This window comes from Pseudomonas sp. D1HM (assembly GCF_019266105.1).
GTDB classification, from domain to species: domain Bacteria; phylum Pseudomonadota; class Gammaproteobacteria; order Pseudomonadales; family Pseudomonadaceae; genus Aquipseudomonas; species Aquipseudomonas taetrolens.
The window spans coordinates 435,813-449,769 of record NZ_LRMN01000006.1 but is presented as its reverse complement, the minus strand read 5'-3'; the positions used below and the strand labels follow the sequence as shown (position 1 = coordinate 449,769).

The window sequence follows — 13,957 nt, the reverse complement described above, 5'->3', positions numbered from 1 at the left end:
GGTTTTCCCATGAGTGAAGATGCACAAGATGTTGTTCTGATTGTCGAAGACGATGCCTCGATCCTGATGGTATTGAGCGCGTATCTGGCAGGTGAGGGCTACCGTGTTCTCCAGGCCGAAAACGGTGAGCAGGCGTTCGAGATTCTGGCGAGCAAGCCGCATCTGGACTTGATGATCACCGATTTTCGTTTGCCCGGTGGCATTTCCGGGGTACAGATCGCCGAACCCGCACTGAAGTTGCGGCCGGACCTGAAGGTGATCTTTATCAGTGGCTACCCGGCAGAGATTCGCGACACGGGTAGTCCGATTACCCTCACCGCGCCTATTTTGGCCAAGCCTTTCGACCTCGATACCCTGCAGGCGAAGATCCGCAAGCTACTGGCCTGAGGTCACTGCCGGGGGAGCATTTCGTTCACCTTGGCCGTTAGCCGTTCGAGGGTGAACGGCTTGCTCAGCAATTGCATGCCGGGCGCCAGGAACCCACCGTGCACAGTCGCTTGCCGGGCGTAGCCAGTGATGAACAGGATGGTCAGCTCCGGCCGAACCTGGCGGCTGATCTCTGCCAGCTGTCGGCCATTGATTCCGGGCAGGCCGACATCGCTGATCATCAGGTCAATCGGCTGAGCGGACTCGATCACGGGCAGTGCGCTGTCGGCATCCATGGCGCTGAGCACCTTGAATCCCTGATCGCACAGCTCTTGCGTCACCACTTCCCGCACGGCGGTATCGTCTTCTACCAGCAGCACTGTTTTTTCGGCGCCGCGGGCAGGCGGTGCTGGCAGCGGACTGTCCGCCGCGGTGTGTTGCGCGGCGCTCTTGAGCCGGGGCAGGTACAGCATGACCGTAGTCCCCAGCGACTCCTGGCTTTCGATGCTGACATGGCCACGCGATTGCTTGCAGAATCCGTAAATCATGGACAGCCCCAGCCCGGTGCCCTGACCGATGGCTTTTGTGGTGAAAAAGGGGTCAAAAGCGCGCTTGAGGACATTCGGTGGCATCCCGTGACCATTGTCAGACACGTTCAGCACAATGTAATCGCCGGGGATGAGGTGCGCGCTGCTCTCGCAAAAGGCAGGGGCCAGGTGTTGATTGCACGCCTTGATGCTCAGCTGCCCTCCGTGAGGCATCGCATCGCATGCGTTCGATACCAGGTGCAACAGCGAATTTTCAAGTTGCACCGGATCAATGTCAGCCGTCCACAGCTGCTCGGAGTTTCCCAGGCACAGCTCGATATTGGCTGCCAGGTGATCCTGCAGGGGGGCACGCATCGCCTGGAGCCAGTCATGCATGGCGACGGGCTTTGAGTCCAGCGGCTGGCGCCGTGAAAATGCCAGGAGGCGATGGGTCAAGCCTGCGGCCCGGTTGGCCGAGGAAATACCCAGATCGATCAATTTGTCGAGGTCATCGGTTTTTCCCCGCGCCAAGCGCCTGCGTAACAACTCAAGGCTGCCGATGATGCCTGCCAGCATATTGTTGAAATCGTGGGCAATGCCTCCTGTCAGTTGACCGACCGCTTCGAGATTCGAGTGCAGCAGGTTTTCATTGATGCTCAGTAGTGTTTTTTCTTTTTCATCAATGTCTTGCAGTATGTTCTTAAGCCTTTTTCTCTGATCGGTGAATGCCATGCAACTGTCTCTGGCGGCATATTGCCTGCGACGAGCGCGCACTGCGCTCTGCACCAGACTGCTGAAGGTAGTTCGGGACCACGGCGCCTCAATGATGGTCAGATTCCCCAATTGCTCACTTAAGGCCACGGCTTGAGCGGGACTCAGGCCTTGTTGCGGGGCGAGTACGATGACAGGCAAATCTGACCAGGCAGGCTGCTGTTTGAGGAAGGTGAGCAGCGGTTCAAGCACCGAGGCCTGAGCCGGCATCACGGCGATGACCAGCACACCCGCGCCAATGTCGAGTTCGTGGAGCAAAGGCTCCATGGCCGTCAGGCAATGGCTGCTCTCGCCGTCCGCTTCGAGCCATTGCAGATGAACGGCACTGTCCGGGCCGGGAGGCGCAAACACCAGCGCGCGCTCTTCGATAGGGCCACATGCAATCACAGAATCTACCGCCTTTTGTCACGGGTTTATAACCTGAAGCCACGCACACGTGGTTATAGGTCTTGACCGTGGGGCCCGACAGCGGTTCAACCGGGGTTAAAAAATATTCAAATGGCTGTGCAAATCTTTTTTTATGTATTTATTTGAGTGTTAAAGGTTGGCTAAAGCCCTTGTTGCAAGGCAGGGTCATCCGGATTCTGTTGTTCCAGTTGCGCCAGCAACACCTGAACATTTTGCAACTGCCCGGCTTGTTTCCAGTAGTTGATCAACAACACCCGCGCCTTGCGATTGGCAGGCTGACGCAGCAGCAGCTCTTCCAGTTGGCGCTGAGCAGCTTCCAGTTGTTCGAGGTCATGCAGCGCGACCGCCAGTTTGTAGCGATAGTCACTGTTATCGGGTTCCAGCTCGACGGCTTTGGCCAACCCCAGCAATGCATATTCTGTCTGGTCATGGTTAAGCAGCCAGAGACCGAGTGCATGCTGTAGATAAGCCGAGTCCGGATGCTTCTCCAATTGCCTGGCCAGCAACTGGCGCGCCTGCTCGGGCTGGCCGCGTTTTTCCAGCAGTTCGACCTGAGCCACCACCGCCTTGAGGTTATCCGGTTCCAGGGCTGTGACCTTCTCCAGGGCGTCCTGGGCTTTGTCCAGCTGACCTTCATGCAGATACAAGCGAGCGAGCTGACCTTGTGCCTGAGGGTTGTCCGGCTGGGTGATCAGCGCGCGCTCGTACTCATCGATCACTTGCTGCAAGGGGGCGAAATAAAGCCCTTGTTCATCAGGGGAAAGCCCTAGCAAGGCGTTGGCGGCGGCAAAGCGTACGCGTTGTTCGGCATCATCGAGCAATGGCCCAAGCAGCAGCGTGCGCTGAGCGTTGGGCACCAGGCCGACAATGCTCTGAATGGCGGCTTCGCGCACCAGCGGCGAGGGGTGCAGTAAATCGGCATCCGCCAGTTTCAGCGCCTGCGGGCTCGGATAATTGGGCAGCTCTGCATGCAGGCCGGCCCGGCGAATGTCGGAAAGATCAGTGCGTGCCAGTTGCTGATACAGCACGCGGGCAGCCCCTGGCTGGCCGTTGTGCGCGAGCTCCAGGGCCTGGGCATAGTTGTGGCTGACGGTCGGGGAGGTGGCTGAAGGGTCCGGCCGCATCCCATACCACAGGCCAGCCGCGACCAGCGCAGACAGAAGACTTAGAACCAGATAGCGGCGAGGCTGGGTCATGCAATATCCAGAAACAGGCGAGCCTAAAGACAGCAAGCTTCGACCAGCGGGAAGGTTGAAGCAAGCCTTATGTACTCGGTGGGTGTCACCGCGGACGCGGTACAGACAGCCCGCCCCATAACAGCACTTCGTGGATTACCGGAAAACACGCTGGCAATCTCGACTTCGAAGATTTGATGAAAGGGGGGGGGTGAACAGGTCTCTGGCGGTTGTCCTTGCTCGGCTTTTCCACGAAAGGCACAAGGCTTTCTCGTTGTCGGAAGCGCCTTAAAGATACATGAGTGGGCGGGATTTCAAGGGGCGTTACAGCGTCGAAGTGCTTGTCTCGATAACGGGAAACTCAGTATCCATGATGTTGATAAACGCCCGGCGTCACTCAAGTTTAAGACGGTCATAACACAGGCGTGTTCAAGGGTGTTATTGGGGGGGGGTTAAGAAGTCAGGGGAGCGATAATAGCGCGTGTGTGGTTTTCTAATCGTCAATATCAAGATTGACCTCGATCACCTCAGCCCCCTCTTGATTGTTTGAACCATCGTCATGGGTATATATAAAAAAAGCCCCCGTTAAACGAGGGCCTGGCGCGGGTGTTGCTGTCGGGCCGGGTTTTAGCCATTGGAGCAGCCGTTGCCCATGATGCGGTATTCGAGTATGTGGCGCTGGCCCTGGTGGTCTTCGTAGGTCATTTGTGCGGGTACCACGTCGCATACATCGGCGGCCGGCGACACGCTGATCACTTTGGCAATGTCGAGGTCAGTGGCATAAGTGTAGTGTTCAACTTCAAGTTGCTCGGCAACTTTAAGTTCATCGGCGGCGGCCAGAGTTGAAAAACCAATCAATGCAAGTGCAATCAAACATTTCATCTTGGATGACCTTAAAACAATCACGAATCACTGACTTCAATTGCCGGGCGGGCGGGAGAAGTTGTTGCACTGTTTGGCGCTGTGGTGCAACACGAAGTACCGTGCCCTGTTTCAATGCAGTAGCGAGGGATGAACATAGAATACCCTTCAAAAACATTGATTAAAGTCAAAAGATCGCCAAGCAGTCTTTCCGGATTGGTAACAATGCGCGTTGTTGGCAAGACAAGAGCGGGTAAGCGCCATAAAAAAAGCCCCGCGACCGAATGAGCGCGGGGCTAAAAATGGTTGGTTGCGGCCAACCAAAGGAGCTCTTTACATCAATGGGCGGTGGCTACCGCCTCAGGCTGCCAGCCGCCGCCCAAGGCTTTGTAGATGGCGACGACGCCGCGATACAACTCGACCTCGGCCTGGGCCTGACTGTCTTCGGCCGCCAGGCGCTCGCGCTGGGCATCCAGCAGAACCAGAAAGTCCACCGTGCCCTCACGGTAGCGAATAGCCGCCAAATCGGCCGCCGTGCGGCTGGATTCACTTTGGCGGATCAACGAAACCAGCCGTTGCTGGCGTTTGCCATAGTCACTGAAGGCGTTCTCTGACTCTTCAAGGGCCAGCAATACCTGCTGCTCGTAACTGGCCAGCGCGCCTTCAGCCTCGGCATCAGCCCCACGCAGACGGGCACGCACGCTGCCCAGGTCGAACGCCGGCCAGGTGATGCGCGGGCCGAGAGCCCAGGCATTGGCCGCAGCCGAACCGATTTGCGAGCCGCGGCCGGCAGTGAAACCAAGGAAGCCGCTCAGGCTGACCCGCGGGAACAAGTCGGCTTTGGCCACCCCGATGCGCGCAGTGGCTGCAGCCAGTTTGCGTTCGGCGCTGAGGATGTCCGGACGCCGTTGCAGCAAGTCACCCGGGTTACCGATATTCAATGCCTTGGCGATGGCCGGCAGTTGAGCCGGGCTCAAGTCCACGCTCAGTTTTTCGGGACGCTCACCGAGCAAGGTGGCGATACGGTTGCGCTGGCGTACCTGTACCGCTTGCAGTTGCGGCACGCTGGCTTCAACGGCAGCCAGACGAGCATCCGCCCGCATCACATCCAATTGATCGCCGACGCCCGCATCACGCAGGCTTTCGGTGATGGTTTTGGAGTCTTGCTGGTTTTTCAGGTTGGCCAGGGCAATTTGCTCGCGCAATTGCGCACCCCGCAGTTCACCGTAGGCATCCACCAGTTCGGCAATCATCGTGACTTGCAGCTGGTACAAATCCGCTGCGGCCACTTGCTCATCGGCGTCGCTGGCTTCCAGTTGGCGCTGGATACGGCCGAACAGGTCGATTTCCCATGCCATGTCCAGGCCCAGATCGTAGCGCTCACTGTTGACACGCTGTTCGGTCTGGCCCGGAATCTGGCCTTTGCCCACATCGCTGCTTACACGGCTGGTAATGGTCGGCATGATGTCATTGCTGACGTCGTCGCGAATTGCCCGGGCAGCCCGCAGACGGGCAAAGGCCACACGCAACTCGCGGTTACCGGTCAGCGAACGGGTCACCAACTGGTTGAGGGTCGGGTCGTCGAACTGCTGCCACCAGATCCCTTCAAAATGCGCCCGGTCAAAGCCCTTGAGGTTGTCGGCGCTGATCTGCGCCGGTTCCGTCTTGGGCGTTGTGTAGTCCGGGCCGACGACGCAGGCACTCAAGGCCAGCACCAACAGGCTCGGGAGGAAGACTTTAGGGATCATTGCTGCGACTCCAACTTCAAGTGCCTGGCCGCTTTGCGGGCTTCGTTGCGCTCCACGTAGCGGCGGATCAATACATAGAACACCGGGGTCAGCATCAGGCCGAAGAAGGTTACCCCGAGCATCCCGGAGAACACCGCAACACCCATCGCATGGCGCATCTCAGCACCGGCACCGCTGGAGAACACCAGAGGAACCACGCCCATGATGAAGGCGAAGGAGGTCATCAGGATCGGCCGCAGACGCAGGCGGCAGGCTTCCAGCACCGCTGCCAGCGGGTCGAGGCCTTCCTCTTGTTTATCCTTGGCGAACTCGACAATCAAAATCGCGTTCTTGCACGCCAACCCCACCAGTACGATCAAGCCGATCTGGGTGAAGATGTTGTTGTCTCCCCCCGACAGGATGACCCCGGTAATCGCCGACAACAGGGTCATCGGTACGATCAGGATGACCGCCAGCGGCAGGCTCCAGCTCTCGTATTGAGCCGCCAGTACCAGGAATGCCAGCAGCACGCACAGCGGGAACACGAACAGCGCAGTGTTGCCCGAGAGGATTTGCTGGTATGTCAGCTCCGTCCACTCGTAGGTCATGCCGTTGGGCAGCTCTTCCTTCAGCAGTTTTTCAATGGCGGCTTCTGCCTGGCCCGAGCTGTAGCCCGGTGCTGCGGCACCGTTGATTTCAGCGGTCACGAAGCCGTTGTAGTGCATCACCCGATCCGGACCGGCGGTGTCGCTGATCTTGATAAAGGTGGCCAGCGGGATCATCTCGCCCTTGTTGTTGCGCACTTTCAGTTGGCCAATCTGCTCAGGCTCCAGGCGGAACTGCTGCTCGGCTTGAACATTGACCTGATAAGTACGCCCGAAACGGTTGAAATCGTTGGCATACAGCGAACCCAGGTAGATCTGCAGGGTGTCGAAGATGTCACTGATTGCGACGCCGTGGGTCTTGGCCTTTTCACGGTCGATAGCGGCATCGACCTGAGGCACGTTGACCTGATAACTGGTGAACAACCCGGCCAGTTCCGGCACGTTGTGGCTCTTGGCGATGACGTTCTGCACTTCTTTGTACAGGGCGTCATAACCCAGGCCAGCCCGGTCTTCGACCTGCAGGCGGAAACCGCCAATGGTGCCCAGGCCTTGTACCGGCGGTGGCGGGAAGATCGCGATGTAGGCTTCCTGAATGTCCGCGTACTGGGCATTCAGCGTGGCCGCAATCGCCGCGGCAGACTGGCTCGGGTCTTTACGCTGATCGAAGTCCTTGAGGGCCACGAACACGATGCCGCTGTTCGGGCTGTTGGTGAAACCGTTGATCGACAGCCCCGGGAAGGCGATGGAGTTGGCCACCCCCGGTTGCTTGAGGGCGAGCTCGGACATGCGCTTGATCACGTCTTCGCTGCGGTCCAGGCTCGCGGCGTCCGGCAGTTGGGCAAAGGCCACCAGGTATTGCTTGTCTTGGGGCGGCACGAAACCGGTCGGGGTGTTGGCAAAGCCGAGCCAGGTCAGGGCCATCAAGCCCGCGTACAGCAGCATGGCGATGCCGCTGCCGCGAATGATCCGGCGAACGGCACCGACGTAGCCGTGGCTGGCTTTTTCGAAGAAACGGTTGAACGGGCGGAACAACCAGCCGCCGAACAGGCGATCGAGCAGGCGGGTGAAACGGTCCTTGGGCGCGTGATGGCCTTTGAGCAGGACGGCCGCCAGTGCCGGGGACAAGGTCAGCGAGTTGAATGCTGAAATCACGGTGGAAATGGCAATGGTCAGCGCGAACTGCTTATAGAACTGCCCGGTGAGGCCCGAGATGAACGCCGCCGGAATAAATACGGCGCACAGCACCAGCGCCGTGGCGATGATCGGCCCGGTCACTTCCCGCATTGCCCGCTTGGTGGCATCCACCGGGTTGAGTCCCAGCTCGATGTTTCGCTCGACGTTTTCCACCACCACGATCGCATCGTCGACCACGATCCCGATGGCCAGCACCAGGCCGAACAACGACAGGGCATTGAGCGAGAAGCCGAACATGTGCATCACGGCGAACGTACCGATCAACGAAACCGGAACCGCAACCAACGGAATAATCGAGGCACGCCAGGTCTGCAGGAACAGGATGACAACCAGTACCACCAGGATCAGCGCTTCAAACAGCGTATGAATCACAGCTTCGATCGAGCCCCGGACAAAGATGGTCGGGTCATAGACGATCTCGAAATCCATGCCTTCCGGGAAGTTCTGCTTGAGCTCGGTCATTTTTGCCCGGACATCGTTAGAGATGTCGATGGCATTGGAACCCGGACGCTGGAAGATCGGAATCGCCACGGCTGGCTGGTTGTTGAGCAAGGAACGCAGTGCGTACTGGCTGGAACCCAGCTCAACCCGGGCAATGTCCTTCAGGCGAGTGATCTGGCCATCATCCCCGGAGCGGATGATGATGTTTTCAAATTCCTCCTCAGACACCAGTCGGCCCTGGGTGTTTACTGACAACTGGAAGCTGGTGGCGCTGGGGGCAGGGGGCGCGCCCAGGGCACCGGCAGCCACCTGGCGGTTCTGCTCGCGAATGGCGGTGACCACATCGGTTGCGGTCAGGTTGCGTGAAGCGGTTTTGTTCGGATCGAGCCATACCCGCAACGAGTAGTCGCCCATGCCGAACAGCTGCACGTCGCCCACGCCACCGAGTCGCGCCAGTTCATCCTTGATGTTGAGAATGGCGTAGTTCGACAGGTACAGCATGTCGTAGCGCTGATCCGGCGAGGTCAAGTGCACCACCATGGTCAGGTCGGGGGAGGCCTTGTCCACGGTAATGCCGATGCGCGTCACTTCTTCCGGCAGCTTGGGCTGGGTCCGGGTGACACGGTTTTGCACCTGTACCTGGGCGTTGTCCAGGTCGGTACCCAGAGCAAAGGTGATGGTCAGGGTGATTTTGCCGTCAGCGGTGGACTGCGAAGACATGTACAGCATGTTTTCGACACCGGTGATGGCCTGTTCCAGCGGTGCGGCGACGGTTTCGCCGATCACTTTGGGGTTGGCACCCGGGAAGTTGGCACGCACCACCACAGTGGGCGGCACGACTTCGGGGTATTCGCTGATCGGCAATTGGAACAGCGAAATGCTGCCCGCAATCAGGATCAATAACGAAAGCACGGCGGCGAAAATCGGCCGCTGAATGAAGAACTGGGAAAAATTCATCGGTTTTATCGTCCCTTAACCGCGCGGAGCCGCGACGCTGGCCAGTTTTGGCGCGCCGGCAGCGGGCTTGTCCTGAGGCTGGTTGTTGGCTTCCAGGGCTTGTCGTTGCTGTGCCAGTGCAGCAAGCGTTTGTTCGCTGGCCATCGGGATCACTTCAGGGGTGACCGGCGAGCCCGGACGAACCCGCTGCAAGCCCTTGACGATAATGGTGTCGTCCTTGTTCAGGCCGCTGCGGACAATGCGCAGGCCTTCGATTTTCGGCCCCAGATCCACCGCGCGGTACACCGACGTGTTGTCCGGGCCCATCACCAGCACGAACTTCTTGCCCAGATCGGTGCCGACCGCTTCGTCATTGATCAGCACCGCGGAGTAGGTGCCGCTGCCCACCAGCTTCAAACGGGCGTAAAGCCCCGGGGTGAAGCTGCCATCGGCGTTGTCAAAGACCGCACGCCCACGGATGGTGCCGGTTTTCGGGTTGACCTGGTTGTCGACGAAGTTCATGTGCCCCAGGTGCGGGTTGCCGTCTTCGTTGGACAGACCGAGGTAAACCGGTGTGGTTTGACCGCGCTGGCCCTGGCGAGCCAGTTGGGTGTACTTGAGGTAGACCCGTTCATCGGCATCGAAGTAGGCATAAACCTTGTCGGTCGAGACCACGCTGGTCAGCGGCGTGATATCGGCGGTGACGATGTTGCCGGCGGTGATTTCCGCACGGCTGACGCGACCACTGATGGGCGAGGTCACGCGGGTAAAGCTCAGGTTGAGCTTGGCCAGGTCCAGTTCGGCCTGCATCGCCGCCACAGCCGCGCGGGCTTGCTGCGAGGCCGTGCTGCGCGAATCGGCCAGTTCAGCGGAAATGGCGTTGCTCTCGCGCAGGCGCTCACCACGGCGTGCTTCGTTCTCGCTGCGGGTCGCATTGGCGCGGGCTTGCTGGACCTGGGCTTCCAGGCGTCGGACTTCGGCCTGGAATGGACGCGGGTCGATCTGGAACAGGATGTCGCCCTTTTTCACCAGGGCGCCCTCGGTAAAGGCGACCTGATCAATCTGGCCCGACACGCGAGGACGGATCTCTACGGTTTCCGGTGCTTCAAGACGCCCCGTGAATTCGTCCCATTCATTGACCGGTTGTTCAAGCACTTTGGCCACGCTGACTTTAGCGGCGGGCGCCTGAGCGGTGGCTTCTGGCGTTTTCCCGCATGCACTCATCACCACGATGGCCAAGGCAGCCAGTGGGAAGCGCAAATGTTTAAGTGACTGTTCCATGGGGGGCGTCCGCCAATCTATTGAGATGGGCGGATAATGCTGGCGTGCGTGCTGGCGCACGAATCGAACCCAGCGAAGGTCATTATCATCAAGAATGATAGAAAGCCGGGGCAAGCCCTCTAGCCTGCACCTTTGTTAGGACGCTATCAATTAAATTCTGCTCTGGCCGGATAGCAGGCGTTTACCTGCAAGCGCACGGGCGCCTGCAAGCCGGGAGGGTCAGAAGTTGATGGAAGCGCTCAGTCGTGCGGTCAGCGGCGCGCCCTGGAACAGGTAGTTGTCGCCCATGTATTCCCCCGCGTCGCGCCAGTAACGCTTGTCGAACAGATTGTCGACGCTCAGGCGGAACACCGTGTCGAAGCCATCGATACGGGTGGTATAGCGGCTGCCGATGTTGAAGATGGCGTATGAGCCGACCTCAACTTCGCCCTGCTGGTTGGCATACTTTTTACCGCTGTATTGCACCCCGCCCAGCACGGCCAGACCGTCGAACCAGGGCAGGGCGTAGTCGCCATAGAGACTGGCGCGCACAGTGGGCACGTTGAGGGTCTGGTGGTCCTCATAGGCCGGCGTGCCGCTGCCGCTGACCCGCGCCCGGATCGCCGCGACACTGGCCGATACCTGCAGGCGCTGGGTGGCCCAGCCGTTAGCCGCGAGTTCGAGCCCGGTGTTTTTCTGCTCGCCCTGTTGCGCGAAGGTGAATGAGCCATCGTCATTCGGGCGGCTGTACTGGTACGCCTGGCGAATCTGGAACAGCGTGGCGCTGTAGGTCATGCGCTGCCAGTCGTACTTGATCCCGGCCTCGATCTGGCGCGACACGGTGGGCGCGAGGATCTCAAAGGCATTATCGGCAAACCACGGCGCCTCGCCGCCCAAGGACAGGCCCTTGCTGTACGAGGTGTAGAGCGTCAGGTCGGACACCGGCTTGTAGATCAGCGCGGCCTGGGGCAGGAACTCGTAACGTTGGGTGTGGCGGGTGGTGGCGTGCTGATCGTCGAAGGTCTTTTCATCCAGCCGCACTTCACGGCCGCCGAGCACGGTTTGCCATTGCTCGTTGAAGGTGATGCGGTCGCTGAAAAACAGCCCGTATTGACGACTGTCGAGTCGGCGATAGCTGTCGTTGACCGGGCCGTCGTAGCGCGTAAAGTCTGGCGGCTCACGATCGATAGTGCCGCTGCCGATCCACGCGTTGATCAACTCGCGCTGGTCCACCACACGGCGAAAGGCGCTGGTGCCCACCGTCAGTTCATGGCCAAGACCGCCGGTATCGAACTGGCCGTTGAGCGCAGCCTGCACTTCGTCGTTGCGCCGGGTGTCGTCAGGGCTGCGAAAGTCATAGATGTCGTACTCGCCCTCAGGGCTGAAATAGTTGGGCACCGCGGTGCCAGCACAACCGGAGGCACCGTAACAGCCCCAGGCAAACGAGCTGTAATCATCGATCACGACCCGGCTGCGGGAAGCGCTGAGGTTGCCTTTCCAGGTGTCGCTGAACCGGTACTCGAAGTTGCCGTTGATATTCAGTGCATCAATGGTCACCGGTTTGGAGCCGCTCTGGTGCGCCAACAGTTTTTTCGGTGAAGCGTGGTGTGGCAGCTGCGTACCGCCGAGCAACTGATAGCCCGGCACCGAGCGCTGTTCCTTGTTCTGGTATTCAATGTCCAGTTGCAGGAGTGCATCGGGGCTGATGTTCCAGTCGAAGGCCACCGCGGCGAAATCGCGCTGGCCATTGGCATGCTCGACATAGGAGTGAATGTCTTCATGGGCGAAGTTGGCGCGCAAGCCGAACTGTTGTTCGCTGCCGAACCAGCCTCCGACATCGGTAGCCAGGTAGCCGCTGCCCCGGTCATCGGTGGAGACCGTGACGGAGCGGACATCGGCGGCGCGCTTGGTGACGTAATTGACCACGCCGCCCGGCTCCGAAACACCGCTTTGCAGGCCCGACAGGCCTTTGAGCAGTTCTACCTGCTGTTTGTTTTCGAGGCCGACGTTTTGCTCGCCGGTCACGGTGCGGCCATTGATTTTGTAGCTGCTGGCCGAGTTCAGCGAAAAACCGCGCACCACAAAGTTTTCGTAGTAGCCAATCGGCGCATAACTTTCGCCCACCGACGCGTCGTTTCTGAGCACTTCGCTGAGCAGGCGGGCCTGTTGGTCCTTGAGCAGCGCTTCGGTAAACACCGACACCGAGGCCGGCGTGTCGAGCAAGGGGGCCGCGCCGAAGCCGCCGACCCAGGCGCTGTCAGCCCGGTAGCCGGTGCTGTCGTCGGCGGTCACGGCGGTGGCGGGCAGCTCGGTGGAGGCGGCCAGGGCATCGGGCACTGCGCTGGCCAGCAACAAGCCGAGGGTCAGTGAATTGAGCGCGAACCTCGGGGCGGACGCTCCCATGCTGAGAGTCCGGTAAAGCATGTTCATGCAAAGCTCCTAAACGATGGCCGACCCGGGCTGGCTTTAAGCCGTGGCCTGTTTTTCAAGTGCGCCATCATACAGTTGACCGGGCATGCTGGCCGCTAACCTTGAGTGAATAGTGCACTATGACCCTTCGGACTTTTGAGGAGTGATTCATGGCTTTTTCTAAATGCCTGCGTTCATGCATGGCCCTGGCCTGCACCTTGCCCTTGCTGGCAGTCGCCGCGCCTTCAGCCCCAGGCCCGGTTTATGGCGAGGAACTTCAAGGCTTTGAGTATCCGTATCCGCTGCATCGGTTTGAGTTCAACTCCCAGGGGCAGCCCGTGCAGATGGGCTATATGGACATCGCGCCCAGCGGACAGGCCAATGGCAGCACGGCGGTGTTGATGCACGGCAAAAATTTCTGCGCCGCCACGTGGGGCGACAGTATCAAGGCCTTGAGTGCGGCGGGCTATCGCGTGGTGGCGGCCGATCAGATCGGTTTTTGCACCTCAAGCAAACCCGAGCATTATCAGTACAGTTTCCAGCAATTAGCCGACAATACCCACGCGTTGCTGACTAGTTTAGGTATTGACAAGGCCAGTGTCATTGGTCACTCCACGGGCGGCATGCTGGCCACCCGTTACGCCTTGATGTACGCGCCAGAGACCGAAAAACTGGTGCTGGTCAACCCGATTGGCCTGGAGGACTGGAAAGCCCTGGGCGTACCTTGGCGCACGGTCGATCAATGGTATGAGCGCGAGCTCAAGTTGAGCGCTGAAGGCATTCGCAAGTACGAACAGAGCACCTATTACGGCGGGCGCTGGAAGCCTGAGTACGATCGCTGGGTCGATATGCTGGCCGGGCTGAACAAGGGCCCCGGGCACAAGCGTGTGGCCTGGAACTCGGCCTTGATCTACGACATGATTTTTACTCAGCCGGTGTTCTACGAGCTGCCGGCGCTCAAGGTGCCGACGGTGTTGCTGATTGGTGATGCCGACACCACGGCCATCGGCAGCGATATTGCCTCGCCCGAAGTCAAAGCCCGGATCGGCGATTACACGGTACTGGGCAAACAGGCTGCCAAGTTGATTCCCGGGGCTACCCTGGTGGAGTTTCCGGGCATGGGTCACGCGCCGCAAATGGAAGACCCACCCGGTTTCAACAAGGTCTTGATCGAGCAATTGAAACGGGGCTGATGCTCCCCCCTGAAACGCGTACAGGGCAGGGCTTTCGACTGCCGGCGGTAAGGTCTTTGGACGGGTCCGGCGGTCGATTATGTC

The 13,957-nt window shown here is 59.6% G+C and carries 9 protein-coding genes; 2 read left to right on the top strand and 7 right to left on the bottom strand.

All coding sequences use genetic code 11. The features are described 5' to 3' along the window. Positions 1-9: 9 nt before the first annotated feature. Positions 10-387, top strand: a complete 378-nt coding sequence (locus AWM69_RS09530; protein ID WP_131653981.1) for a response regulator — start codon at positions 10-12, stop codon at positions 385-387. Between the two features lie 2 nt (positions 388-389). On the opposite strand, the gene AWM69_RS09525 is transcribed toward AWM69_RS09530, so the two are convergent. The 7 genes from AWM69_RS09525 to AWM69_RS09495 form a co-directional block, all read right to left on the bottom strand. Beyond that, the gene (locus AWM69_RS09525) at positions 390-2,051 is read right to left on the bottom strand and encodes an ATP-binding protein (RefSeq protein WP_218726403.1); all 1,662 of its coding nucleotides are present in this window, start codon (positions 2,049-2,051) and stop codon (positions 390-392) included. 161 nt (positions 2,052-2,212) lie between these two features. Beyond that, positions 2,213-3,268, bottom strand: coding sequence for a HEAT repeat domain-containing protein (locus AWM69_RS09520; RefSeq protein WP_131653979.1), 1,056 nt, complete (start codon positions 3,266-3,268; stop codon positions 2,213-2,215). A 606-nt stretch (positions 3,269-3,874) separates the two neighbouring features. After that, positions 3,875-4,129: a DUF2790 domain-containing protein gene (locus AWM69_RS09515; protein WP_218726402.1), complete on the bottom strand. Its 255-nt coding sequence runs from the start codon at positions 4,127-4,129 to the stop codon at positions 3,875-3,877. Between the two features lie 317 nt (positions 4,130-4,446). Next, a complete protein-coding gene (locus AWM69_RS09510) occupies positions 4,447-5,856 on the bottom strand; it encodes an efflux transporter outer membrane subunit (RefSeq protein WP_218726401.1) in 1,410 nt (469 codons plus the stop codon). Then, positions 5,853-9,032, bottom strand: coding sequence for an efflux RND transporter permease subunit (locus tag AWM69_RS09505; protein WP_218726400.1), 3,180 nt, complete (start codon positions 9,030-9,032; stop codon positions 5,853-5,855). Before AWM69_RS09505 ends, AWM69_RS09510 begins: the two co-directional genes overlap by 4 nt. Before the next feature lie 15 nt (positions 9,033-9,047). Further along, positions 9,048-10,292 (bottom strand): multidrug efflux RND transporter periplasmic adaptor subunit MexE, encoded by a 1,245-nt coding sequence (gene mexE, locus AWM69_RS09500; RefSeq protein WP_218726399.1) that lies wholly within the window; start codon positions 10,290-10,292, stop codon positions 9,048-9,050. Positions 10,293-10,511: 219 nt separating this feature from the next. Beyond that, complete coding sequence (locus AWM69_RS09495; protein WP_218726398.1) at positions 10,512-12,701, bottom strand: TonB-dependent siderophore receptor; 2,190 nt, start codon at positions 12,699-12,701, stop codon at positions 10,512-10,514. A 179-nt stretch (positions 12,702-12,880) separates the two neighbouring features. On the opposite strand from AWM69_RS09495, the gene AWM69_RS09490 reads away from it, so the two are divergent. Then, positions 12,881-13,873: an alpha/beta fold hydrolase gene (locus AWM69_RS09490; RefSeq protein WP_218726593.1), complete on the top strand. Its 993-nt coding sequence runs from the start codon at positions 12,881-12,883 to the stop codon at positions 13,871-13,873. The last annotated feature ends 84 nt before the right edge of the window (positions 13,874-13,957 follow it).

What these genes read in the sequence shown, in the direction of transcription:
- mexE (WP_218726399.1), bottom strand. Translation starts at nt 10,292, where the DNA reads ATGGAACAGTCACTTAAACATTTGCGCTTCCCACTGGCTGCCTTGGCC.
- AWM69_RS09510 (WP_218726401.1), bottom strand. Translation starts at nt 5,856, where the DNA reads ATGATCCCTAAAGTCTTCCTCCCGAGCCTGTTGGTGCTGGCCTTGAGT.
- AWM69_RS09495 (WP_218726398.1), bottom strand. Translation starts at nt 12,701, where the DNA reads ATGAACATGCTTTACCGGACTCTCAGCATGGGAGCGTCCGCCCCGAGG.
- AWM69_RS09530 (WP_131653981.1), top strand. Translation starts at nt 10, where the DNA reads ATGAGTGAAGATGCACAAGATGTTGTTCTGATTGTCGAAGACGATGCC.
- AWM69_RS09520 (WP_131653979.1), bottom strand. Translation starts at nt 3,268, where the DNA reads ATGACCCAGCCTCGCCGCTATCTGGTTCTAAGTCTTCTGTCTGCGCTG.
- AWM69_RS09490 (WP_218726593.1), top strand. Translation starts at nt 12,881, where the DNA reads ATGGCCCTGGCCTGCACCTTGCCCTTGCTGGCAGTCGCCGCGCCTTCA.
- AWM69_RS09505 (WP_218726400.1), bottom strand. Translation starts at nt 9,032, where the DNA reads ATGAATTTTTCCCAGTTCTTCATTCAGCGGCCGATTTTCGCCGCCGTG.
- AWM69_RS09515 (WP_218726402.1), bottom strand. Translation starts at nt 4,129, where the DNA reads ATGAAATGTTTGATTGCACTTGCATTGATTGGTTTTTCAACTCTGGCC.